This is a genomic window from Bacteroidia bacterium, from assembly GCA_033391075.1.
GTDB lineage: Bacteria > Bacteroidota > Bacteroidia > J057 > J057 > JAWPMV01.
The window spans coordinates 778,652-804,754 of record JAWPMV010000001.1; the positions used below are offsets into that span (position 1 = coordinate 778,652).

General features: G+C 43.3%; 20 protein-coding genes. 17 read left to right on the top strand and 3 right to left on the bottom strand.

Annotated elements, in window-relative coordinates; genetic code table 11:
* Nucleotides 1-42 precede the first annotated feature (42 nt).
* A complete protein-coding gene (locus tag R8P61_03015; GenBank protein MDW3646007.1) occupies nt 43-1,503 on the bottom strand; it encodes an NAD(P)/FAD-dependent oxidoreductase in 1,461 nt (486 codons plus the stop codon).
* A gap of 145 nt (nt 1,504-1,648) precedes the next feature.
* Between R8P61_03015 and R8P61_03020 the strand changes: the two genes are divergently transcribed.
* From R8P61_03020 to R8P61_03070, 11 genes are all read left to right on the top strand, one after another.
* On the top strand, nt 1,649-2,479 hold the full coding sequence (locus tag R8P61_03020; protein MDW3646008.1) for a helix-turn-helix transcriptional regulator: 831 nt from the start codon (nt 1,649-1,651) through the stop codon (nt 2,477-2,479).
* 102 nt (nt 2,480-2,581) lie between these two features.
* On the top strand, nt 2,582-3,085 hold the full coding sequence (locus R8P61_03025; protein MDW3646009.1) for a redoxin family protein: 504 nt from the start codon (nt 2,582-2,584) through the stop codon (nt 3,083-3,085).
* A 60-nt stretch (nt 3,086-3,145) separates the two neighbouring features.
* Nucleotides 3,146-3,433: a GNAT family N-acetyltransferase gene (locus tag R8P61_03030; protein ID MDW3646010.1), complete on the top strand. Its 288-nt coding sequence runs from the start codon at nt 3,146-3,148 to the stop codon at nt 3,431-3,433.
* A complete protein-coding gene (locus R8P61_03035; GenBank protein MDW3646011.1) occupies nt 3,434-4,999 on the top strand; it encodes a YdiU family protein in 1,566 nt (521 codons plus the stop codon).
* Nucleotides 5,000-5,075: 76 nt separating this feature from the next.
* Complete coding sequence (locus R8P61_03040) at nt 5,076-6,461, top strand: NAD(P)/FAD-dependent oxidoreductase (protein ID MDW3646012.1); 1,386 nt, start codon at nt 5,076-5,078, stop codon at nt 6,459-6,461.
* Complete coding sequence (locus tag R8P61_03045; protein MDW3646013.1) at nt 6,445-7,164, top strand: TIGR04283 family arsenosugar biosynthesis glycosyltransferase; 720 nt, start codon at nt 6,445-6,447, stop codon at nt 7,162-7,164. Before R8P61_03040 ends, R8P61_03045 begins: the two co-directional genes overlap by 17 nt.
* A 10-nt stretch (nt 7,165-7,174) precedes the next feature.
* A complete protein-coding gene (locus tag R8P61_03050; GenBank protein ID MDW3646014.1) occupies nt 7,175-7,450 on the top strand; it encodes a hypothetical protein in 276 nt (91 codons plus the stop codon).
* Nucleotides 7,451-7,479: 29 nt separating this feature from the next.
* A complete protein-coding gene (locus tag R8P61_03055) occupies nt 7,480-7,824 on the top strand; it encodes a DUF1622 domain-containing protein (protein ID MDW3646015.1) in 345 nt (114 codons plus the stop codon).
* Between the two features lie 126 nt (nt 7,825-7,950).
* Entirely contained in the window at nt 7,951-9,348 is a 1,398-nt protein-coding gene (locus R8P61_03060; protein ID MDW3646016.1) for a Gfo/Idh/MocA family oxidoreductase, read from the top strand.
* Nucleotides 9,349-9,537: 189 nt separating this feature from the next.
* Complete coding sequence (locus tag R8P61_03065; protein ID MDW3646017.1) at nt 9,538-13,569, top strand: HEAT repeat domain-containing protein; 4,032 nt, start codon at nt 9,538-9,540, stop codon at nt 13,567-13,569.
* Nucleotides 13,566-14,651: a CHAT domain-containing protein gene (locus tag R8P61_03070; GenBank protein ID MDW3646018.1), complete on the top strand. Its 1,086-nt coding sequence runs from the start codon at nt 13,566-13,568 to the stop codon at nt 14,649-14,651. Before R8P61_03065 ends, R8P61_03070 begins: the two co-directional genes overlap by 4 nt.
* Nucleotides 14,652-14,705: 54 nt before the next feature.
* On the opposite strand, the gene R8P61_03075 is transcribed toward R8P61_03070, so the two are convergent.
* Complete coding sequence (locus R8P61_03075) at nt 14,706-16,895, bottom strand: S41 family peptidase (protein MDW3646019.1); 2,190 nt, start codon at nt 16,893-16,895, stop codon at nt 14,706-14,708.
* Between the two features lie 211 nt (nt 16,896-17,106).
* Between R8P61_03075 and R8P61_03080 the strand changes: the two genes are divergently transcribed.
* Both R8P61_03080 and R8P61_03085 read left to right on the top strand, forming a co-directional pair.
* Nucleotides 17,107-21,429 (top strand): S8 family serine peptidase, encoded by a 4,323-nt coding sequence (locus R8P61_03080; protein MDW3646020.1) that lies wholly within the window; start codon nt 17,107-17,109, stop codon nt 21,427-21,429.
* Nucleotides 21,430-21,613: 184 nt separating this feature from the next.
* Complete coding sequence (locus R8P61_03085) at nt 21,614-22,045, top strand: hypothetical protein (protein ID MDW3646021.1); 432 nt, start codon at nt 21,614-21,616, stop codon at nt 22,043-22,045.
* A gap of 68 nt (nt 22,046-22,113) precedes the next feature.
* Here R8P61_03085 and mdh read toward each other — a convergent pair whose 3' ends face one another.
* On the bottom strand, nt 22,114-23,043 hold the full coding sequence (gene mdh, locus R8P61_03090) for a malate dehydrogenase (GenBank protein ID MDW3646022.1): 930 nt from the start codon (nt 23,041-23,043) through the stop codon (nt 22,114-22,116).
* A gap of 475 nt (nt 23,044-23,518) precedes the next feature.
* On the opposite strand from mdh, the gene R8P61_03095 reads away from it, so the two are divergent.
* The 4 genes from R8P61_03095 to R8P61_03110 all read left to right on the top strand — a co-directional run bounded on the left by R8P61_03095 (nt 23,519) and on the right by R8P61_03110 (nt 26,028).
* Nucleotides 23,519-24,058, top strand: a complete 540-nt coding sequence (locus tag R8P61_03095; protein ID MDW3646023.1) for a hypothetical protein — start codon at nt 23,519-23,521, stop codon at nt 24,056-24,058.
* 225 nt (nt 24,059-24,283) lie between these two features.
* Nucleotides 24,284-24,964, top strand: a complete 681-nt coding sequence (locus R8P61_03100) for a 4'-phosphopantetheinyl transferase superfamily protein (GenBank protein MDW3646024.1) — start codon at nt 24,284-24,286, stop codon at nt 24,962-24,964.
* Nucleotides 24,885-25,394, top strand: coding sequence for a TlpA disulfide reductase family protein (locus R8P61_03105; protein ID MDW3646025.1), 510 nt, complete (start codon nt 24,885-24,887; stop codon nt 25,392-25,394). Before R8P61_03100 ends, R8P61_03105 begins: the two co-directional genes overlap by 80 nt.
* A gap of 22 nt (nt 25,395-25,416) precedes the next feature.
* A complete protein-coding gene (locus R8P61_03110) occupies nt 25,417-26,028 on the top strand; it encodes a redoxin domain-containing protein (protein MDW3646026.1) in 612 nt (203 codons plus the stop codon).
* The last annotated feature ends 75 nt before the right edge of the window (nt 26,029-26,103 follow it).

The following is a 26,103-nucleotide window of genomic DNA, read 5'->3' on the forward strand; positions in this document are numbered from 1 at the left end:
AGGGAATGGCTGTTTTTTGTCAGGGAAATATCTCTGAAGGCCTTATTTCCCCAATATCTCCTCACTCACACGAACTCCTGTAGTAATGGCTCCATTCATGGTAGCAGTAAGGGTATGCTCCCCGGCAAAATGAACCACGCCCTCTTTCCTGGCTGCATAGGCCTGGAAATTCCTCGCCTGACCAACTCCCATAAAAGAATAACTCGCCTTCACCCAGGGATCCTCATTCCAGTATTTGATGGCAGCTCCTTCCCAGTATTTTCCCGCTCCGGGCCAGGCTTTTTCTACTTCCGCTAAAGCTGTTTTTTGTCGATCTGATTTGGACAAACTACCCAGCTTTTTCGCATCATCACCAGAGGTAAAGGACATCAGTATTCCTCTTGGACCGGCTTGATCAATAGACATATCGTAAACTCTTCTCAAAGCTGTATCCGTAAATACCCTTTGCCCAATACTTCCTTCCCTATTCCAAAAACGTTCTTTGAATTGCATGGCAACTTTCATCACCTGTCCGTAAGCCAACTCACGAATACATTTCATTTTTTCCTCTGAAAACAAAGGCTCAATTTCCAACTCCCGCAAAATAGAGAAGGGGAGAGCTATGACCAGTTTATTTGCTTTGAGGGATTGCAGTTGACCGTTTTCTTCAAACCAGACTTCGGCTCCTTCTTTTGAGTGAGAGATTTTTCTGACGGGCCGCCGATACATGATTTTTCCCGCTAGGGCTTTGGCGAAAGCTTTGGGCAGTTGGTCATTTCCTCCAAATATTCTCCCTTCATCTACTTCTTCATTAAAAAGACTTGCACTCGCATGTTGTTTGAGCAGGCTGAGGGCAGACATTTGATCCGTTCGGGCGGTTTCTTCAGTAGCATTCAGGTAGGTGAAAAGGTCGATGATATCTTGAGGTGTTCCTTGCTGGATCAGCATTTCCGTAATAGACAGATTATCGAACTTCAATATTTCAGGTGGAAGCTTTGCAGGGTCTTTTATTTTGTCCAAAAGGGCGGAAAGGTATTTCTTTTCCTGTCCAAACAAAGCACCGCCTACAGCTCCTTCATAGGGTAAACGCTCTTTGTTTTTCTGAAAGCTATCCATGCGGAAACGGCGATTTCTCACAAAAATCCCATCATACAACTTGGCCGTCATGATCTTTAGCCCAAAATCTTTACAATATTTTCTGGCAAAAGCATCATGACCATCTACATATTCAGCCCCCATTTCTGCATACAATCCATCTGCAAAAGGATCGCGATAGGTTCTCACTCGACCTCCGGGCCGGGACCGTGCTTCCAAAACCCTGACATCATATCCTTCCTTATCCAATTCATAAGCTGCTGCCAATCCTGCCAAACCCGCTCCCAAAACCAGAACGGTTTTCTCACTTCTTTCTTCAAGTGATGTGAAACTGTTTTGAGGGAAGGCTGAGGCTGCTCCTGCGTATAAAATTCCAGAACTGGCAGTTTTGATAAACTCGCGTCGAGGGAGAGAAAATTTTGATGACATATGGATAGATGCTGTAGTAGTAGGAAATGTTTTCTTGAAAAGGAAGATAGACAAATTATGGAGAAGGCCTGTGGCTATGTGAATCAATTTGGGATTAGGTGCTTATGCTTTTTTTGAGTAAAATCATCAGAAAGATGTTTGCCGGATGAAATTTGTAAGTCCCCTCCAGGAAGAAATTTTGATTGCTCAGGTTACTCCTGCAGAAACCTTCTGTTTTGAGCAGGAGCTGGAAGGGAGTATGACGGTCCTTTGGAACACCGGCCCGGATGCACGATTTATCCTCGACAATAAACCGATCGAAATCGAAAAGGATTGCATCAGTTTCTTTACCGAATTCCACAAAGTCAGGAACATAGAATTTAGCCAACTTAATATCATTCAGTTCAATCGGGCCTTCTATTGTGTAGAGTCCCAGGACCATGAAACCGGCTGCAGAGGCATTCTCTTTTACAGTCCCGCCACAGTTCCCAAATTGATCATACCGGAAGAAAGGAGAAAGCAATTTTATGCCCTTTGGGATACCATGCTATTTGAAATGGAGGAGCAGGATGAACTAAAGCTGGATATGCTTCAAAATTTACTCAAGCGCTTTCTCATTCTTTCTTTAAGGGTCTATCGGGCGCAAAGTCACGACTTGCCTGCTGATGATTCCAGCCTTTCTATTGTTCGGGAATTCAATTACCTGGCCTCTATCCATTTTCGGCAATTGAGTCAGGTGAAAGACTATGCGGAAATGCTAAATAAATCTCCTAAAACCCTTTCCAATATCTTCAAGAAGTTCACAGATAAGACTCCCCTTCAGATCATCAATGAATTTCGGTTGCGGGAAGCCAAGCATTTGCTTCGCTATACCGACAAACATATACAGGAAATCTCCGATGAACTCAATTTCAAGGATATCCAGGCCTTTAGCAATTTCTTCAAAAAGAGAGAAAATCAGGCTCCCACACTCTATCGTGCCAGCCTTACTCACTAAATCCTTCTAAATCGGGAATAATTTGCAAACAAGCGGGAAAAATGGATGAATAAATCATCTGCTTTAGGGTTTACCTTTAAGAACAGGTAAACAAGCAATATTATGACAGATCAACATATTAAATACGGAATCGAAGCTTCTCAGGCTCCCGAACTTGCCAAGGATATTGCGTGGATTGATGGGGAGGGAAAAGAACGGCAAGCTCTTCAACTTTCGGATTATAAAGGAAAGTTCAAAGTCCTCTATGGATTTCAGGCATGGTGTCCCGGATGCCATAGTCGAGGCCTACCTGCATTGAAGGAAATGGTAGATGCTTTGCAGGACAATGAGCAGGTAGAATTCTTTGCTATCCAGACGGTTTTTGAAGGAGAAGATGTCAACACCCAGGATAAACTGGCCGATATTCAGGAGAAGTACGATTTGAAGATTCCCTTTGGACATGATGTAGGAAATGCGGAAACCGGCAATCGATCCAGCACCATGTACAATTATCGTTCGGGAGGCACGCCCTGGTTTGTGTTTATTGACCAGCAGGATACAGTAGTTTTTAATGACTTCCACCTCAATGTGGAGAAGGCGATTGAGTATTTGAAAGAGGTGAAATAAATGTAGGTAGGGACAGATGATAATCTGCCCCTACCAGAAATCAAATAAGATTTGAATCATATGCTAAATCAAGTAAAAAGCGATATTACCCACGATACATCCCGAAACAGATTTGTCTTGAATCTGGGCGAGGACGAAGCCTTTATTACGTATAATATGCAGGGCGATACCCTTTATCTTCTGCATTCGGAGGTGCCAGCTCATCTTCGGGGTGGAGGAATTGGAAAACAATTGGTGGATAAAACTTTTATGTATATCCAGGAGCATCAGCTCAAAGCTGTGGCACTTTGTTCTTATATTCAATTGATCCGGGACAGAAATCCTGCCTGGCGAAACCTGATAGGATAAATGAAATTCGATATTCAAGATACTTTTAATAAAGAACTCCCTGCCGATCCAAATCGCAATAATACGAGAAGGCAGGTAAAGGAGGCTTCTTATTCTTTTGTGACTCCCCGAATTCCCGGAGAAGCAAAACTCCTGCATGTTTCTCAGGAGATGGCCAGGGAATTAGGATTAAGTCAGGAAGACATCGATTCAGAGGAGTTTCGAGATATTTTTAGCGGGGCGAAAGTCCTGGAAGGAACAGATCCTTATGCCATGTGTTATGGAGGGCATCAGTTTGGAAATTGGGCAGGGCAATTGGGAGATGGAAGAGCCATCAATTTGATGGAGGTTGTAGTCAACGACAAAAGATGGGCCTTGCAATTGAAAGGTGCTGGCGAAACCCCCTATTCCCGAACAGCAGATGGTTTGGCTGTTCTCAGGTCCTCAATTCGGGAACATTTGGCGAGCGAGGCCATGCATCATTTGGGAGTACCCACTACTCGTTCTCTTTCTTTGAGTTTGTCGGGCGACCAGGTGCTGAGAGATATGCTCTATGATGGAAATGCCGCCTATGAGAAAGGAGCTGTCGTTTGTAGACTTGCGCCTTCGTTCATTCGCTTTGGGAATTTCCAAATCTTCGCCAGTCGCAATGATCATGAAAATTTGAGGAAATTGACCGATTATACCATCCGTCATTTCTTTCCGGAAATAACTTCCACAGGAGCAGAAGCCTATGTGGAATTTTTCAATGCGGTACTGGATAGGACGATGGAGGTGATTGTTCACTGGCAAAGGGTGGGTTTTGTCCACGGAGTCATGAATACCGATAATATGTCCATTCTGGGTTTGAGTATCGACTATGGACCTTACGGCTTTTTGGATAATTATGACCATGACTGGACTCCCAACACAACTGATGCCCAGGGACGGAGGTATCGCTTTGTCAATCAGCCAGGAATAGCCCAGTGGAATCTCTATCAACTCGCCAATGCTTTATTTCCCTTGATTGGGGATCCTCAGCCATTGGAAGCCGCTTTAAAGCGCTATGCAGATGAGTATGCAGATAAATACCTAAGCATGATGCGGAGCAAGCTGGGTTTGCATGTAGAGCTCCAGGACGATATTTCATTAATAGAATCTCTGGAAAAAGCACTGGAATTGACGGAAACGGATATGACGATCTTTTTCCGTTTACTGGGAAAGATTGCCAAGAGCGATACAGCAACACAAGCCATAGAGAAAATCCTGCAAGCTTTTTACAAGCAGGAAGAACTGGAAGGCGAAATCCTGACTAGCTGGGAGACATGGTTTGAATTGTATCTAGAGAGGCTACAAAAAGAAGAGCTTTCGGAGGAAACTCGAAGAGAGAGCATGAATCAAGTCAATCCCAAATACATTCTCCGGAACTATATGGCGCAACTAGCCATAGATGCTGCAAATGATGGGGACTATTCGGTGATCGAGGAATTGTATCAGCTATTGAGAAATCCCTATGCCGAGCAGCCCGAATACCAGAAATGGTTCATCAAAAGACCCGATTGGGCAAGGCATAAAGTGGGCTGTTCGATGCTGTCTTGCAGCTCATGATGGCCCAGCTGTCTTGAGCGGGACAGCAAGCTAAGGAAAGGGCAAATAATTTGAGGGGTACATAATTAGCAAATACATGAAGATTTACGATCTCATTGTGATCGGCGCCGGTTCTGGAGGACTGGTCGCCGCTACCACTGCGCATAGAAAAGGCCTGAAAACTGCCTTGATTGAAAAGAATAAGATTGGAGGAGAATGCACGCATTATGGTTGTGTGCCGAGTAAAGCTTTGATCAATGCGGCGAAGGCTTATCACAGCCTCACACACATGTCCGCACTGGGAATAGAAACTGCTCCTTCAGCCATTGATTTTGGCCAAATCATGGATAAGGTGGATGAAATTGTACAGGGGATTTATGCACATGAAACTCCTGATATTTTTCAGGATATGGGAATAGATACCTATGTTCATACAAGTGGTGCCAAATTCCTCGACCCAAACAGCATTTCCATAGGAGAGGAGGTCTTGCAGGCCAAACATTTCATTATCTGCACAGGTTCAGGGCCACGCATAGCTGAGATTGCTGGAATCGAGAAGGTCCGGATTTTACACAATGAAAACTTCTGGGAGCTGAGAGAGCATCCCGGCAAAATCGTTTTTATCGGGGGAGGAGTAATTTCGGTTGAATTGGGGCAGGCATTGGCCCGCTTAGGATGTGAAGTAACTATTGTAGAAAGGAATCCCAGAGTATTGAAAGTTACGGATCCGGAAATCGGAGAATACCTTTCGAAGAAATTGGAAGCAGAAGGAGTGGAACTGATCCTGAATGCAAATATCCAGGAATTTAGGGAGTCAAATACGCTGCTATATGAGCAAAGGGGGAAACTAGAATCCCTACAGGCAAATTATTTCTTTTTGGCAACAGGCAGAATTCCACATGTAGAGGGCCTGGATTTGGAGAAAGCGGGAGTTGAATATTCCCCTCGCGGCATAAATACCAATGAATACCTGCATACTTCGAATCCCCATATTTATGCATGTGGAGATGTAAGTACCCTCTTTAAGTTTACCCATACAGCCTCCCATCAAGCCAATATTTGTGTCAGCAATATTTTGGAAGCAGAATCGACTCAGAATGATCTGAGCATTTTACCCTGGGCAATCTTCACTGAACCCGAAATAGGACATATAGGATTGAGTGAGAGAGAAGCTGAAATGAAATATGGCAAAGAAAATATTCAGGTATTCAAAGTGGAGGCGAAAATAGATCGATTCATTACGGATAGGAAAACAGGGGGTATGCTAAAGGTGATCTTTGATAAAAAGGATCAGGTCTTGGGAGCAGAAGGAATAGGGGCACATGCAGGAGAATGGATTCAATTGCTCACTTTGGTAATCAAAAACAAGATTTCTGCAGCACAAATGGCAGATACCATATTTGCTTATCCCAGCTATTCGGAAATTGTGAAAAAGCTGTTTAGTCGATATTTAAGGACCAAAGTGCATGCAAGTTCTGCCTAAGATCTCGGCAATTATTGTAGCCCTGAATGAGGAAGAATTGATCCGACAGATAATAAATGAGCTGAGACAACAGGATTATGAAGGAGAGCTTGAAATAATCCTGGCAGATGGAGGAAGTGAAGATAAAACGCTTGCTTTGGCTCAAAAAGAAGGAATCAAAGTTCTCCTTTCGCCTACAAAAGGAAGGGCCTGGCAAATGAATGCGGCAGCGGAAATAGCAAGTGGCGATATCCTTTTCTTTGTACATGCAGATATGCGTTTTCGTGAGAATACCTTATCAGCTTTAGCTAGGAGTATTGCCAAAGGATATGCAGGAGGAGGCTTTGCCAATGAATTTGACACGCACAATGGCCGAATCAAGCAATTAGGTCATTACTTGAATTTTAGGTTTGTAGATAAAAGAGAACAATCAGATAAGGGAATCTTTTATGGTGATAATGGGATTTTTGTATTGACACATGCTTTCAAAAAATTGGAGGGCTTCAGGGAAATTCCCATTATGGAGGATTATGATTTCTCAAGAAGATTGAGAAATGAGTTCAGGACGATAAAAATAAAAAGCCCTCGAATTATTGTTTCTTCCCGAAGACATCTGAAAGCTGGATTTTTACGAACCCGAATTCAATGGATCTTGATTCGAATCTTATTTAAATGGGGCATTTCTCCCCACTTTTTAAGCAAATGCTATAAAAACATCCGATAATCGTAGAGCTATGGACAAAAACAAAAAAGAAGAACTGGCGGCTTTATTTATGCAAGCCGGTAAAGCTCATCATCATGCATATATAGAAACAGATGGAGATGATCCTGAATGGCCCCTTTGGTATTCGGAGCATTTGAAGGAGTCCTTACCTGCCTTACTGGGAGTGGAAATGACCCGCAGTCGGATCATTTATGAACTTATGCATTTGGATGATACGGCAGATACAAGCAAGGAACACTGGACAGAGGTGTATGCCGAAACCCTCCTGGCAAAATATTCCGCTTGAGTCTCCTGGAATTCTTTTAAAACCTAAACATGGAATGGATTAAACATGCCTTTCTGCTGATAGCTGAAGTCATAGATCTTATAGGTATTGCTATTTTGATAGTGGGCTTTGGGAAGTTATTGATTAAATATGTCCGACTGGAATTTTCCAGTCACATTTTTAAACTACCACTGCTTGGACTTCAGAAGATTCGCTGCGAATTGGGGATCTATATACTGCTGGCCCTGGATTTTCTGATCTCTTCTGATATCATCCGGACCATCTTGGATATTTCTAGTGAACAACTCATAGCCCTGACAGCTATGGTGGTATTGAGAACGGGAATTGGATATTTTTTAGGGAATGAGATCGCACAGATACATGAAGAAGCTTAATATAAAGCGTGCCTTATGATTTTGCTTGGCTAGATTTTTTAGATTCTCTCTCAAAGTTTCAGGGGAAAGATTATATTGCTCTTTCTCCCAATTCTATTATTACTAAGCTACAAGAAGAGAGTATCCATGAAGAATCTCGATAGAAGAAATTTCCTCAAAAAGACCTCCATGTCCGGGGCCGCATTAGCGATAGGATCAATGCTTTCTGCCGCTACCGAAGCCTATCCCGAAAGAGAAAGTGGAGCCCAATACATGGGCGGTTTTTCCGCTCCAAAATTACCAACTATCCGTACTGCTTTTATTGGTGTTGGGGCTCGCGGTCCCAGCCATTTGCGCTTCCTTTCTCAGTTAGAAGGCGTAGAGATTGTTGCCATTTCTGATCTATATGAAGATAAAGTTCAGAAGCAGGTGGAGTTCTGTAAGAAAGTAGGTAAAGGGAAAAGACATCAAAATGTAGCGACCTATTTTGGGAGTGAGGATAAATGGAAGCAGATGTTGGATGAAGTAAAGCCCGATGCTGTGTTTATTTGCACCAATTGGTTCAATCATGCACCCATGGCCATAGAAGCTATGGAAAAAGGGGCACATGCATTTGTGGAGGTTCCGATAGCGGTAACGCTGGATGAAATGTGGGACATTGTGATTACTTCCGAGCGTACCCAAAAGCATTGTATGATGATGGAAAATGTCAACTATGACAGAGATGAGTTGATGTTTTTGAATATGTGCCGCCAGGGTGTAATCGGCGAACTATTGCATGCCGAAGCTTCCTATATCCACGAATTGCGTGGGCAGATGTATGAGGTAGAACGAGGGACCGGTTCCTGGCGAACCCATCATTATGCCAATAGAAATGGAAACCTTTATCCCACGCATGGATTAGGGCCAGTCGCGCAATACATGAACCTGGGGCGGGGAGATGATAATTTTAAAAGCATCGTTTCCTTTTCAACTCCTGCTTTTGGAAGGCAGGACTTTGCCAAGAAGAATTTCCCTCCAGACCATAAGTGGAATAAGCTTGACTTTAAAGGAGGAGACATGAATACCTCTATCATCAAAAGTATGATGGGAAGGACGGTGATGGTTCAGTGGGATGAAACCAGTCCAAGGCCTTATTCTCGTTTAAACCTCGTTCAGGGAACAAAAGGAACCCTGGCAGGATTTCCTACCCGGGTTGCCATAGAAGGGGGAGTCGAGGGAGCTACCGATAGCCACCACCAATGGGTACAGGGCGAAAAGCTCCAATTGCTGTATGAGAAATATGATCACCCCTTATATAAAAGGCTGAATCAGGCGACCAAAGATAGTGGGCATGGAGGCATGGATGGAATGATGGCTTATCGTATCGTCGAATGCTTACGAGAAGGTTTGCCTCTGGATCAAAATGTCTATGAGGGTTGTTTCTGGAGTGCCGTTGGTCCTTTGAGTGAACATTCTGTTGCTCAGGGTGGGGCTGTCCAGGCCTTTCCGGACTTCACCCGGGGAAATTGGAAAGAGACTGAAGCTTTAGGAATTATCAGTTAGTATAGAGAAATAGCTGAGACCAGGAGTAGTTTAACTGAAAATACCAGGCTGTAGGCTTTTAGCCTTCATTTTATTTAATTTCGAATCATCCTTCGTCAAGGTATCAGAGGAGTGCTTCACTATTTGTGATACACTATGCTTTCCTGTATATTATGGAAGCATAAACAATTAACAAGCCCCTGATACACAATGAGATGGATTAGTCGTGTTGTAATTTGCTTTTTGCTCTTTCTTCCACATTCCCTACTCGCTCAGCAGAATTTTACATCCGTAGCTAGCTGGCTTAAGGCCCTGGAAAAGGAAAGTAATGAAACCCGATATGGGCTGGTTTATGCCCTTACTGAAGTTCGTGGAAACAAAGTTAAAGCTGCAAAGAAGCTCTACCAGGCGCTCGAGCATTCTGATCCATTTGTTCGGAGATATGCAGCTCTTGCTTTGGGGGAGCATCAACTAGATCCCGAAAATGCCATTCCTCGTTTATGTGATTTGCTAAAAGATGAGGAGCTGGAGGTTCAGCATTATGCCCGAATTTCTCTTACGAAATATGGAAAGCCTGCTATTCCTTTTTTAGTTGAAGTCCTTGAAACAGCTGGCCCTCCTTTCCACATAGAAAATGCTCTGGATGATTTGACGTCAGATGTTAGGCATTCTCTTCCGGCAACTCATGCGACTATGGCTCTTTTGGATATAAAGGAAGGAGTTTTCGATCAAATGCTCCTACAATTAAAGAGGGAAAATGATTATGTAAAGCTGCTTTCGGATTCCTTGAGGAAAATTTTGTATCCAACCTTAAGTCCCTATTATGCTCATCCAGAAAGCTGGATAAAACTCCCACCAGACAGCAGTCATTCTTCCTCCCTTTTGCCCTATAAAAAAGCCTTTCTCTCTATAAAGAATGGAGACAAGGATGAAAAATATATAAGAGAATTGGAGAAGGGCCTTCAATCTTCGCAACTCGACATCGCCAAATATAGCCTCCAATTGTTATGGAATCTATTGGATCCTCAGGCAGATAGTATTATCGCCAGCAATCTAATTAGAAGAGAATTCGCTATTTCCCCCTACCTACTCGAAATACTCATCGACAGATATGACAAATACGGAGAGCCCTATCCCCCGCAAGATGAAGAATATGACTTTATCGGTGGAAAAAGCTGGAAGGAAGCCGAAAGCTTTGCCTTGAAAGATCGTATGAGACTGTCTCCTGTCTTTTTCTATTCTCTAAAAGAATTAGAAGAGGAAGCTGAGCCAAAGACCCGCCTTCAAATATCTCAGCTATTTAAAAAGTACTTTCCGCAGGAACAACACACTTACGATTACCTTTTGGCAAGTTTTTATCAGGAGTCAAACATCAAAAGAAAATGCGAGTATGTGAGCCTGATTTCTCGACTGGCTAATTTGAATAAGCTCAAACTTGATTGGCCTGCCTTGATTGAGCCCATATTGAAAGACGAAAATTTAAGAAAAAGCGATTGGGAAAAGCTCAATTTAGGCTCCGCCAGTATTTCTAATCCCGAGCTCTATTCATATCTCGAAGTTTATATGACCAGGGGAAGCAAACGAGAGCGCTTTTTAGTAAGCCAGACTCTGAGAAATAATCCTGCAAGGGACTCTTCTCAATTGGATAGTTTATTTATTGCCTTACAAAAAGAAAGTGATCCGGATATCTTGCTTGCTTACCTAAGTTCTGTTGAATCTAAAAGGAACCATCTTGACTTTGACAAGGCCTGGTTTGAACTATTTGAAAAACTCAGCCAAAACGAGCATGAAAGCGTTCGGAGAAAGACCTTTTACCTCTTGTACCAAAGATTCAGGTCTCAAGAAGGAGTCTCAGAACTTCTCCTGTCTGTCTATAATGACAAGTCCTTTAACATTCGGTATCAAGCCATTTATTGGCTTAACTCAATTATTCCGGATAAGGAAGAAAGGCTCGCTTTTATCCTACAACAAATTCTCAAGGAAGAAGATCCAAGACTTCAAAACAGATGGATACACAGCCGCCCCAAAGGACTTCAGCCTTTCGCTTTACTACAGCCCCGATTTTATGATCATTTCAAAAAGACACTTTCTGCAAAGGATTCGACCCTAAGAGCCAATTCTGTTGCAAACTGCCTCTCGGCTCATCCTGGAGGAGAAAAATTACAGCCGGAACTTTTGGGCTTTATACAGGATGATGCCTTTACGGTCAGATTAACACTTGTAAGTAATCTATTAACCTACTCCAAAGGAAAAGAACTCCGCTTTCAGAATCGAATTGATTTTGAGGATCCGAGCCTGGAAGAAGCTCTGCTGAACCTTATTCCTAATGAAAGAAAGAGCAGTATCCGAAAAGTAGGGATTGGGCTTCTGGCTGAAACAGGCGTTTGCAAGCATGTCAATTTTTTTCAGACGCAACTGCAAAAAGAAATCAGATGGGATATGGAGAGGAGAAAATCTGATACATATCAATCTCCTCGCCCTGAGGAAGCAGTTATACCAGTTTTGCTTGAAGCTCTGGCAAAATGTCAAAGAGATCCTTTAGCAGGAATTGAAGAAGAAGTACGGCTTCATTATCAGGAAAGTGCATACATTACTCAGGCTCAATACAACCTAAGAGGCATGAGTTTAGAAAGCCTTAAAGCAGCTCTCAGCTTTTCCCAGAAAAGTAAAGAAAGGGTCCTCACAAGGCTACCACAGTTATTAGCTGATGATTTAGAAATTCCCTCTGATACCTTCCTCCTGGAATTGACTCAATTTATCTTAAGTCAGCCCAATTCAACTTCCCCTTCAGAAGAGTCAGGATGGGGGCGACACTTTCTCCCATACTTTAAACAGCATATCTCTGATCAGTACGATGATTGGAAAAAACTTTTCGATACGAGCCAGAATCTGAACCTTAAATCTAATCTCATACCCATTTTGCTGCTTAGGTTTGATCGGTGGGAAGAGGAATTGGAAAGCTTATTTCTGGGTTTGCTCGAAGAGCCCGATCCAAAGGTGAAAAGAGAGGCAATTTATCAATTAACAAAGTGGCTAGAGAACAAAACGGAATTGGGTGAAACAGCTTCCTCAGATGCATTAAAAGCCAGATATTTCTCCCTTTTAGAAGAACCTGACTTTACAGAAAAAAGAGAAATTCTCGATATTCTTCATCTGAAAGGAGAGATTGCTGAGCTGGGTAAAGAACGGACCTTAAAGCTATTTGAAGACGAAGCCCTCTTTTTCAAAGATCAGCTCATAGTGAGAACTTTCGATCTATATGGAAGGGATAGTAGTTACTGGTTTATCCTGCTTTCTTTGCTGGGAAGTGAAGATGATCGGGTATTTTATGAAGCGAGAATCCATCTCAAAAGAGTGTTAGATAATAATCCTCATGCGGCCAAAAGCCTGATGAAAGCTGCATTGAGCATGGAAGAGAATGCCTCTCTGGAGTTTGTGAAACTTTTGTTGGAATCAGAGCCAAAGGATCAAGAACTGCTAGCATTACTGATGCCTTTATTACACAAAAATTATTTCGAAACTGATTTCCAGGAATCAATTGCGCAGCTAAAGAAGAAGTTTATCCTGCACCTTCATGAAGATCCTAGCTTTGAGGTTAAATCTGGAAATTCATCCTTTCTGGATGGGAATGATAAGTCTCCTCAGCTTCCCTGGCCTCCTCCGGCCTACACCAAAAGAAGTATGCTTCCATCCCATCTTTTGGGAAGTGATTCAGATACACTAGGAACTATCCTGAAGAATTTGACGGCTATTCTATATGAATCCGGATACCGGGAAAGACGAATTTATAGAACCAAGCAAGGATTTGCAGTATTGACTCAGCTAGAGCGGATACATGAGGATGTTCGACCCTGGGATGGCATCGATCGATGGACGCAGAAGGAACTTCCTCCATTGGATATTGGTGACTACCTAAGCAGGCTTTTCATGGGGAGTACGGGCCACTATCGGGTTTTACTATTTATTGTTACGGAGCTTGAAGATATTCATGGACCTGCAGGGCCGGAAGTTAATGCAAAGCAAATGTCATCCCTGATGAGTGGAGGAAGTCAGACCTTGTCAAAGTCTTATAGATCTCAGGTCTTTAAAGATATGTCAGTCCATTGTCTGATCTACCAATTTGAAAAAAGAAATGGCGGCGAAACTTTACTTATCCGTCAATCTCCCTTCGTAGTAGAGGACCATCTTCAAAAGGCTGGATTTATGGATAAACTCAATCAATTTGCCCGCAAAAGAGAATGAGCAAGGAAAGCACACAAATAAAAGCTGCAGATACCTACATGCTCCGCCTCTGGAAACTATGGGGAGCGGGCATGGGATTTTTACTTGTGCTCATCCTTTTTATGACCATAAGTGGAGCCGGACCTTTTGAGGGAAAGATCAGCTTGACCTGGATGATGACAGGTATTTTGGCTCTGCCGCTTCTCGGCTTGTTTTTCGGGCAAAAACTGTTGGCTGATGGCCGATTTACCTTCAATGAACAGGTCTTTAAGATAAGTTATATAGGTTCGTTGCTCTATATCGTACTTTGTTTGATTGTCTATCTGGGGACTCCATTTTTCAGTACGATGGGACAAATTCCTCCTATACAAGTGATTCAAAATGCCCTTTTAGGACTCCTGCCTTTACAATCCTTGATCTGGTTTTCATTTTGGTTGCTTTTCTATAAAAAGCGAGAGCTCCTCATTAATCAAAAAATTCTCTTTCTCAGTGCAAATCCCAAACAAACGGATCAGCTGCGCATAGGGGAGGAGGTACGAAAAATTAGTACTGGATTGAAGCAGGCCAAATACCGCGAGCAATTTGAGCTCAAACAGGAATGGGCGGTCACGGTAGATACTTTGCAGCAATCTTTATTGGACGAAAAACCGGAATTCGTACACTTTTCAGGGCATGGAGGCAGTCTCGATCAGCAATTGTCCGGAGGATTTCGCTCCCTGGATTTTGGGGATGAAGGAGCTCCTGAAGATGAATCCGGACTTGCCTTAGAGGAAGAGAATGGGAAACTAAAATTTGTAAAAACCCAGGCCCTTAGCAATCTCTTTAAACTATTTTCCGGCGAAGTGAAATGCGTCCTGCTCAATGCATGTTATTCGGAGGTTCAGGCAGAAGCCATCGTTGAACATATTCCTTATGTCATTGGTATGAAAAGTTCGATACCGGATTCTGCTGCTATTGCCTTTTCTGTAGGATTCTATAAAGCCCTGGGAGCAGGTGAATCTATTCCTTTTGCTTTTGACATGGGAAAGAATAGCATACAATTGCAAGACTTAAACGGAGCCGATTTGCCGGTTTTGCTTGAGAAAAATCCTGCCTCAAAATAGACAAATCGTTCTGCCATCCGGGCAAAACGATTTGAATGTGTAAGCGAGAGTTTGCTAGTCTTTCAAAATAAGCTCGATGGCCTTTTCCAGAAGCTCATCCCTGCCTTCTCTGACTCCTTTAATTGTAGGCTTTACTTCTACATCAGGAACGATACCGATCCGTTGAGTTTCAGTCCCATCCGGATAGTAAACCCCGATGCCGGAGATCATGGTACTCATGCCTCCAGGCAGGTTAATATTGGAAACATTACCGTCCGCTGCTGCTGTAGTGCTTCCCACAATGGTGGCATTAGGGGATGCGCGAAAAGCCATGGAGGTATACTCGGCCTGACTCTGACTGATTTCGTTTAGCAGCACTATGACTTTTCCTTTGAAATGCTTTTTACTTGGAGAAATTTTCAGATCCGTACCGAAGCTAAATTCGCCGGGCTTGTTGATGTTGCCGCTTGTAAATTTGACAAAAGGAGCAGATTTCTCCAGGAAATAGCTGCCCAATTTAAAGGGAACAAAAGTGCTGGGATAATTTCGAATATCAATGACGATTCCTTTGCAATCGATGAACTGCTTCTTGATTTCAGGGATGTCTTCATCTTTGATAATTCCGAGCGTGACATATCCGATATTATTATTCAGCATTTTGTAGGATTTCTCTCCTTTCCCCCGAAAGACCATCTGCAGACTCAAATCCTTGCCTTCATAGGTCGGCAGCTTTAGGGTAGTTTCCTTGGAATCACGCAGGTACGTAATTTCTATTTCTTCCTCATTAGAACGCAAAATATCGCGAGCAATATCTCTCAAGCGGGTAGGCTCATTGGAAGCAGGGAAATACTTCCGCATTTCTTCCACCTTTTCTTCTACCTTTTTTCCATTTACCTGTGTAATGATATCTCCCGGCTTAAGTTCGGTCTCTGATGCAAAGTCTGAGTTAAAGAAATCCGCGATCACCAATTTCCCTTCTATGAAACGGGTATAAAGCGGCGCATAACGTTCCCCTTTCCATTCGCGAATCTTATCAGAACCTCCCCAAAGGTTGGCATGTGTATCTTGTATGTCCCCAATGATCTGAACCATAGCGAATTCGTATTCCAATTCGTCCTCGGCCTCTAAAAATGCTGGCAAATAGGCTTTGAGTTGAGGACCCCAGTCTTTATCCATCAAGTGCTTATATGGGAAGAAATAGTGAATAGCATTCCAATACCGAAAAAGCGCCAATAAGCGAAATCCCTGATCAGGATAGGGCATGTCCGCATAGCCATCTTCGTGTCTGAATTGCGGATTTCCGACGCCGGGGGACATGCCGATGTAATAATGATTGCCCTGGTGCCTGTTTTGGAGGATGAATAATAGCTGTTCTTTGAGTTTTGGATTCATCTGGCCGTCCTTTAGCCAGGCATGATCGGCTTGTAGAAAGGCGTCTTCATCGTATTCTTTGCACCTTGCGCAGCTTTGTACTTCTCCCAAACTCTCAATCCATGCAAGCATGAGCACCTCTCTTGCTTCTCTTTGGTCTGCATCGAGGTATTTGGGTAAAAATCGGAAGAGTTCGAAATCCCAATTATAATCTCCCCTGCCAATGGCAGGGTGATGGTATTTCAGGAACCCCCATACTTTCCCCAAAAACTCCAGATCTGTCAAAAGCGCTTTGTCCAGCTTTTCAATGCTTATACCTGAGCCACTACTGAAAGCTGTATCTTTTTCGGCTGCAGACAAACTCTTTTCCGGTGCATCCTCCAGTTTTTTTCCATCGATTCTAATCTCCAGATCGTCCAGCCATACTTTTCCCTTCCCGACCAATAAAGCACCAAAGACAATTTGCCTGGTTTCCTCCTCATCGTATTTCAACTCTATCTCATATTCCTTCCAATCGGTAGTTCCCGTTACGCCTCTGTTGTTCATATTATCAAAAGCCACACGGGGATCCAGCCTCAACCAAAGTCCTGCATAGCCTTCGCTTACATTTTCCGTTTTCAGGAAGCCGGTCAGTTTAATCTTCTTCCCTTTAAATTTTGCCGGAACCGTATAGGCAAATGCTTGAAATCCGATATCATCATTTTTGTTCTCGATGGATGCTGAATACTTTCCTCCATGAAAAACCTCACTGTCGATGGCATTTTCATAGGAGCCATTTCCGAAATTATTCCATTTCAGGGCTTTGCCGTCTTTTACGTTTTCGAAATCCAGGTTATCCTGGGCAAAAATAGAAGTGCTAAAAAAGAGGATGAGTAGTAGGATTGAGGTTCTCATGTGATCGTGTTTTAGGTGAAAATGAGATGGGTGCTAATCTTAGGGCTTTCAAGTTAGGGATAAAGAAGACAAGATACTGCTTTTGCCTATTTGCGAAACATTCTTTCTCCATGAATATATACCACAACAATTGCCTTTTTCGTTCCGAATTAAAGTGCTAAGTTTCGACTCTTAGAAACAAACACAGAAGACGGAAATTACACCCTTGTACATGCGGCTGATCTTTCTCGCCAGGCACTTGCTCTTCTCCCCACGCTTCTTACTCCTAATTTTTGCTTTGGGATTCTTTTCTCAGAGTCAGGCACAAGTGGAGGTGAATGTAAAGCTGGCGCCTGGAAATACTTCTTTGCAGCAATTTTTTCGAAGCGATAAAGGCAATCAAAATCTTGCCAAATCCCTTCCGATTGCTTTGCAGCAAAATTATCCTTTTCTCCAAAATATCAGATCAGCACAAAGCCTCCAATCCTCTGTCGCCAAAAACTTGCAGGGAAATGCAGAAGTAGCTCGACTTTTTACCCTCGAATTTGATGGAAACAGTAGCCTAATCTCTCAACTGCAAGCCAGTGGCGCTTTTGAATTTGTGGAGGAAAACAGGACCATGCAATTGGATTTTGTGCCGGAAGAGATCATACCTACAGATGATTCCCTCAGCGTACAGTGGTACCACCCCTATATAAAATCATTTGCTGCCTGGGAATACACCAAAGGCAGTCCCAACATAAAAATCGGAGTCATTGATACCGGCCTGGATTACGAACATCCGGAATTCGTAGGCAAATACCTTGTCAATAGCCTGGAGGATGCAAATGGAAATGGGACATTTGAGCCCTGGTCTGTGAGTGAAACGAGAGATGGAAAGACCGGAGACTTCGATGGCCTTGACAATGATAATAATGGCTTTGTGGATGATGTGTCTGGCTATGATTTTACCGATCAGCCTCGCAATCCGGTAGGAGGCGATTACCTCTTTCCCGATCCCAATCCCACAGATGACAACAATCACGGAACCATGGTTTCCGGGGTCATCTTCGCCAGGCATGACAATACCTATGGAGGCGCAGGTCTGGCTCCGGATTGTAAACTTCTTCCCATACGTGCATTTGGGCCGACCGGAGCGGGAGAAGATGATGATATCGCACGATCTATTATTTATGCTGCTGATCAGGGTGTGCAAATCCTCAACTTCAGCTTTGGAGATATTTATCCTTCGCTGATGGTGCATGAAGCCATCAAATACGCCTACAGCAAAGGCATTGTTATGGTGAGTTCGGCAGGAAATGCCAGAGGGGACGATTTGCATTATCCCTCCGGTTTCAATGAGGTAATATCCGTTTCTGCTTCTACGGCTGATTTGGAAAGTGGAAGAGAATTTCTTTTTCCCCTGAGTAGCTATGGGGTTACAGTAGACATGACCGCACCAGGAGCCGGAATTTTTGTGCCTGTACCCCTCGATTCTACCAAAAGTATAGACGAGGCTTTTACCCGTACGCAAGGAACCAGCTTTTCAGCGCCAATGGTGGCTGCTGCGGTTGCCTTGCTTTTTGCCAAGGACGGGATAAGAAGCCCTCAGCAGATCCGGGGCATTCTGGCATCTTCTTCAGACGATCTTTCCGATCCGGGATGGGATCATTTTACCGGTGCGGGGAGGTTGAATCTGCTGCGTGCCTTACAAGTGGTAGGCGCTTCTCATGTAGAATTACTTTCGCCCGAAAATGACAGAGGAAGCGATCAGGATGTGGTGCATATTATTGGGACCGTACTGGATCCTGAATTCGAACGCTATCATGTGGAATATCAGGAGGGGACAGAAGATCAGAATCCCTGGGTATCGATTCTGGCAGATCAGATATATCAGACCGATCAGGATACCCTGGCGAGCTGGGATTTGACAGATTTGCCGGAAGGAGAATATACGCTTCGACTTAGGGTCGAAAAATCAAATGGATTCACCAATGAGGATCGCATCCGCTTTATCCGGGATAAAAGTGCCCCTGAAATTGAAATTAAGAGGGCTTCACAGGCCTGGGACAATGATGAAAGGAAAGCTTTGGTTCTCTTTCGCAGTTCTGATCAGGGCTTCCATACCCTCAATTATCGGCTTCAGGGAACGACTGTATACAAACAGGAAACCTTCGACCGAACTACCCGAAACGGAGATTTTTTATTAGGCAATAATGTCCTGACTCCCGGGACCTATGAATTTTTCATCGAGAGTCGTAACCTGGCCGGACTTAGTGGCCAAAGCGAAATGGGAACTTTTACTTTTCAGCCGGAATTCATCAAACAATCCGGCTTCAATGAGCTGGATTATAAATTGCCCAATGGACGCTTTCTCCCGAAAACCTATGATACCGACAATGACCAGCTCAAAGAAGTGGTCATGAATGTGTATGACGAAAGACTTTCCTTTGGGAAGTTGAAAATCTTTGAGTTTACCGGCAATGAATTCGTAGAAAAAGACTCTCTAAGTGATTTTCGGCGGATTCTGATCCCCAAAGGCCTGGAGGATACAGATGGAGATGGCTTATGGGAACTCTTGTGCTCGGTCAATGATTCGACCTATTTATTGGAGCAGGTTTCAGAGGGTGGAAGGTTTGAAACCCAGATGTGGTCCAATGAAGGCCAGCGGAAATTCTCGGCCAATTTTGGTGATACAGATGGGGACGGAAAGCTGGATATCCTCATGCGAAATGCTAAGGATTTCTTTGTATTCAAAGGGGTAGTCGGCAATTTCAATGAAGTAGCTACTCTGGAAAACATTACCCAGGATTTTGAGGGACCTGGATTTACGCAGGCATTGGTAGAGGATTTTGATAAGGATGGAAATACCGAAATACTGTTCGGCGACAATGATGCAGACTTTCTAATCTATGAGCATACGGGAGGGGATAATTATGTGAATGTCCTGGCAGATACCAGTTTGATTGCCAATGAAAATTCTGAAGTATATTTTGAAAAAGGCGATTTTGATAATGATGGTATCGTCGAATTCTTTGTTGGCATCCATACCTCCGATCTCGAAAACATCGACAAGGAATTTGATACCCCGCATTGGGTGCTACGCATCTTCAAAGCCACTGCGAATAATCAATATGATGTGGTTTGGGAGGATGTGATTTACGATATAGATTCCAAGACTTACAATGCACTTACTGTAGGGAATTTGGATACCGACCCTGAATTGGAAATCGTTTTTTCCACTTTCCCCAAAACCTACATCATGGATATCGTAGGAGGGGAGTATAAAATGGATGCCTTCATTTTTGGATCGGTAGGGACCCACCACATCATTGGAGATTTCAATGGAAATGGAATCAATGAATTGGGTATTGGCATTTCGGATTCGACCTTTTTCTTCGAAAAGGATTACCTCTATACAGGACCTGCACCGGTTTTCTCTTTGCAAGGAGAAGTGCTGGGGCCAGATCGAGTTCAGCTCAATTGGCAGGCAGTTCCCGGAGCCAATGCCTATGAATTATGGCGGGTTCCCAATTGGCCTAATAGTTCGGTGGCATCTGTTTTTAGCCCCATCAATACAAATGCAGTTCTGGATCAAAACCTCGATGCGGATGTGCCGGTACTATATGTCCTCCGAAGTATAGGGGCTACAGATACGAGTGGATTTGGTCGGGCCATTCTGTTGACTCCACATGAAAGACCTTTGGTAGATAGTCTGGCGGCTATTGGGGAAAATCAAGTGGCCATTTATTTTTCGCAGCCGGTTACAGATCGAAATGAAGATAAATCCAAATTTCTCCTTAATGGAGACATTGCCCCCATATCGATCACTCATTCCGGCGACAAGGCCAATCGCATCATATTGGGTTTTCGGGATGAATTCAATGAGGGTTTGAATACATTCACTATAGACTCTACCTTTAAAGATCGGGGACAGGCGCGTCTTCAAGGCAATCGAAACCTGAGCTTCCGCTACGAACGGAAAGTTGAGAAAAGCCTCTTTCTCAGCAATTGGGAATCTACCGGAGATAAAACCGCCCTTTTGACCTTTAATCTACCTCCAACAGAAGCATCTGCTCTGGATAGCAGCAATTATCGCATAGAACCTGTAGGAAGTATACAGTCAGTAGAGTGGGGGAATGAGGAGCGAACAGCTGTACTCGTAACCATCTCCGAAGCACGATTTGGAGCCCTGGGATATCCCATCTCTTTGGTGGTCTCTGATATTTGTACAGCCGAAGGCATTTGCAGCAATGAGGAAGGCAATACGGCTACCTTTTCCAGCAATAAGGAAGACCTATCCGAAGTTTTTGTCTACCCCAATCCCGCCCGAAATCATGAGTTTTTTGAAGGTGTCCGTTTCGCCAATCTTACCCAACAGGCCTATATCGAGATCTATACCGTCTCCGGTCGCTTTGTCAATAAACTGGAAGAAACCGATGGAGATGGCGGTATAGAATGGGACCTCCGGGACAAGGGCAAGCAAAGAATCAAGCCGGGCGTTTATGTCTATCGCGTATATACCGAGATTGATGGAGTAGAAGATTTTGTGGGGAAATTGTCGGTTGTGGAGTAAGACGTATTAGGGTGTTTGGGTGTTAGCGTATGCTTACTGAAAACTACTCTAACACCCTAACACCCTAACACCCTAAAACTCTAGAACGCTAACACATTCCCATGTTACATTTTTCTTGAACAAGTATACAAAGACTTGAAGGGCGGAAATTCTTCGCTCCATATTCTCAAGTCAAATATCAAGAATGATGAAACCTATTCAGTTAAGTATTACAATTCTCCTTTCAAGCTTATTCTTCTTTTCCTCTTTTTCTGCCAAAGCTCAGGTAGATCCTTCTGCCTATGCCAATGGATTTATGGCAGAACTGCTTATGGAAGGACCCAATAAAGTCGTAGATATCAGACCTGCACCCAGTGGGATTTTTAATGATACGATCCTGCTAAAGAAGCATTTTATTGTCGCGATGCAGATACGTGGGGAGGCGGTAATGATGAAGCCCGTTGGAAGAAAAGGGCCAAAACGTCTAATTTTTGGAAAAGGGGTGATGATTTCAAAGAAATCTTTGCGCATTCCTCCAAAATTCTGGAAATATTCACAGCCTACTTTCAAACTCAAAGCGGGTCCGGCAATTTATATGCCTCGGGTAAAGGGATATAAGGTTTTGCCAGCTGGATGAGCCAGAGATATATAAAAGAAAAGCCCGGATCTGCATTCAGACCCGGGCTTTTTGTATAAAGTCTTTGCTTAAAGATTGTCCAAAACTGCAACTACATTACGTACAGCTGCTTCAGATTGCTTCAAGAGTTCTTTTTCGGCTTCATTGAGATCAAGTTCGATGATCTTCTCGATTCCTTTTCTTCCCAGGACAACGGGTACACCCAGATAGAGATCATTTACTCCATACTCACCTGTGAGGTAAGAACAAACCGGGAAGATTCTTTTGGAGTCCTTCATGATGGCTTCTACCATTTGAGCAGCAGCAGCACCAGGAGCATACCAACCAGAAGTTCCGAGCAGTTTAACGATCTCTCCTCCTCCTTTTTTGGTTCTTTCGATGATCGCATTGATTCTTTCTTCAGAAACCAATTCAGTAACAGGGATACCAGCTACCGTAGTGTAGCGAGGTAGTGGAACCATGGTATCACCATGCCCACCCATGAGTACTGCCTGAATATCTTTAGGAGAAACGTTCAATTCCAGGGCGAGGAAAGAACGGTAACGAGCCGTATCAAGTACACCTGCCATACCCATCACACGATGAGAGGGGAAGTTGGCAGTCAGATAAGCCTGATATGTCATCACATCCAAAGGATTGGAAACAACGATGATGATACAATCAGGAGAATGCTTGATTACGTTTTCAGTAACTGTTTTTACAATTCCGGCATTGGTTGCAATCAGGTCATCGCGGCTCATACCGGGACGACGAGGGATACCAGAAGTGATCACGACTACATCAGAACCGGCTGTTTTGCTGTAATCATTGGTTGAGCCCGTAATGCGGGTATCGAAATAATTTACAGGAGAAGTCTCCCATTGGTCGAGGGCTTTACCTTCGGCAAAGTTCTCTTTGATGTCCAGCATGACAACTTCGTTGCATACTTCGGCTCTTGCGACGCATTCCGCGCAGGTTGCTCCTACGTTTCCAGCACCGACGACAGTAACTTTTGACATGAGATTATTGTTTTTCTGAGGATATCTAATGTTGAAATTTGGCCCGCAAGCTACAACATATCAGGGACATAGACCAATTACGCAGCAGCATTTTGCTTTGCAAAAAAGTTACAAGTTTGCCCAATTCCCTACATGGAGCAGATCGGAGCAAAATGTGTAGTCTCTTTTATACAATTCAGGCATGGGATTTGTGTAAGAATTGGGACAGCTATTGGGGAAACTATGCGCTTTCTGATTAATAATTTAACCTGAATCAGAATATTCTTACCCTCAATTTCGTTCTTTAGTCTAAGTGTAGTTTTCTAATAGAAAGCTTTTATTTAGATTTATTTATCGTCATACCCAAGATACATAGATGAGAATGAGGTATTTAATTCAATATATTCCTGTAATTGTTTTGCTCTTTTGCCTCCCTGCCTTAGCCACTGGTCAAATCTCTAAAGAAGAGAAAAAGTTTTGGGCCGAAAAGGCAAAGATGTACAAAAAGAACCCTATTGCCTTAAAAGCGGAGTTCGACAATTACCAGGAGCAGATCAAGGATCTGAAGAAAAGAAACAAAGAAATGCAAACCCAGATCTCCGATGGTGGAGGTTCTGAACTGGTTGACAGCCTTCGTTGGGCCCTGATCCAAATGGAAGGAGAAATGCAATCTTTGCGTAAAAGAAATGAGCAACTGCTCGCTGAGTACAAATCGCAGAAGACTGTGATCAGCGAAGGCATCACTACCGGTCTTGTCTATCGGGTTCAAATCGGAGCCTATGTTTTCCATGAGATGAAAGCGGCACCGGTAGATGGCAATGACTTTGTAGCGGAAAGAGCTGATGGATTCAACAAATACATGATCGGTATGTTCCGTACCTATGATGAGTGTAATGAATTCAAAGGTGAATTGGTAACCCTCGGGATAGAAAATCCCTGGATTGTGCCCTATATAGACGGAGTACGTGTTACCATCGACGAAGCCAATACCTACCTTCGCGAGCAAGGCTCAACAGCCAACTTTATGAATAACTGATCCGAATAGGATAAATCATATATAGGTTCGCGGTTTCATTAATTTGAAACCGCGATTTTTTTCGTTGGACAAGGAGTGGAATTTGCGTATATTTAAGTAAGGCTACAGAAAATACCCAGAAATTTGTATTCAAACTACAAAAAGCCCGATAGGGTAGCGTTTGAATCATTTGTAAAAAGAAAGCGATACATTATCTAATTATTTAGTACGTTAAGTTTTTCACTCATGCCATTCATTAAACTCGATAGCAATTTCCAGGGAGTAAGCCTGGGAGCTTGGAGGATTGAGGAGGACGAAATGTTCTTTCTTGAGCGGGTGAAGCTGTACGAAAATGAATGGAAACGTTTATCTGGGATTTCCCATGCTGAGAAGCGCCTTGAATGGCTCTCCAGCCGCTTGTGCATGAAGGAATTGTTGAAAATCGCGAACGATCAACGAATCGAATCCCTCAACAATCACTATGGCAAGCCCTATCTTTCCAATGATAAACACCACATTAGCTACAGCCACTCTTCCAAATATGCAGCTGCAATTGCATCCCTTGACTCTGAAGTAGGTATTGATATAGAGTACAGAAAGCGTAAAAAGCCCAGAAACTTACGTACACGTTTCCTTTTTATGAATGAGGCAGAATTGTCCTTTTACGAGGAGAATTCCAGTATGGAGCTTTTTTTGCTTATCTGGAGTACCAAGGAGACCATTTATAAGATGCACGGGCAAGGGGTTGCTTTTAAAGACAACATATTCCTCGATTTTGGCGATTTTTCCCAAAAAGATAACGGAATCCTACCAGTCATCGTAAAAAAGGACAACTGGACCAAAAGCTATGAGATTAGCTACGACATATATGATGAGTTTATCCTTACTTATACTCGCGAACGCCTGTACGAAGGAGTTCAGCCATGAGATAAGTTATTTAAACGGGGAAGAACTGAAAGAATTGGTAGAGGAATCGGATAAACCATATGTTTTGTTGAATTTCTACAATACCGCATGTAGACCCTGCGTTAAAGAGATTCCGGATTTGGCTCAATTGCTCAATCATCCTCACAAGCATCTGAATGTACATTTTGTCGCCTTAGATGAGGAAAATGATGCAAAGAAAGAATTGAAGCATTTCTGGCAACAATTGGCAATAGAAACCCCCATATATTGTGTAAACAACGAATCATTAAATCAGTTTTTACAAGAACACAGGCTTTCTTCCACAACAAGTACGCCCCCAATGAGCCTGATTCTGTCCCGCGACGGACGTCTTATCGAACGTATTAGTACAGTGACGGACGCCAAAGAAGTCAGTCTAATAATACATAAGGACGAAAGTTTCGGGAACTAATGTTCAACCAAACCATTTTTTTATGACTAAACTTGTTTATACTACCTTTCTGGCATTTTTGCTTAGCACAGTGCTGCTTTCAGTACCTGCGCTTGCTCAGAAGGTAGACTCCGTAACCGAGTTTGCGCTTACGGATGGAGAAAAGGTAGTCAAGCTCTCTGATTTTAGTAATCAGAAACTGGTCGCTGTTGTGTTTACCAGCTCTCATTGTAGCTGGGCCAAAAAATACGAGGAGCGCCTCAAAGAACTCCACAATAGCTATGCTGATAAGGGGCTGGCCATCATTGCTGTAAACAGCAATAATGCTGCAATGAACGAAATGGACGATCCCAGTGTGATGCGGACCGTTACCGTTTTCCCTTTTCCTTATTTGAAAGATGAGGATCAGTCCGTAGCAAAGATGTTTCAGGCGAAAAAGAACCCTGAGGTATTTCTGCTCAGACCTGTCGGATCGGGTTTTAAGGTTGTATATAGCGGGAAAATCGACGACAATCCCCTTGACGCCAAACTCGTAAAGCAGAACTTTCTAAATGACGCCATTGATAGTTTGCTACAAGGATCAAGTCCTGCGGTCAAGCACAGCCCGGCTAGTGGCTGCCTGATCAAGAGCATGGATGCGACTCCCAGCAGATAGATCATCTGACATATAAGCTCTTTTGAGCAACATTATACTGCGCCTGCAAAGATTCTTTGCAGGCGCTTTAGCTTT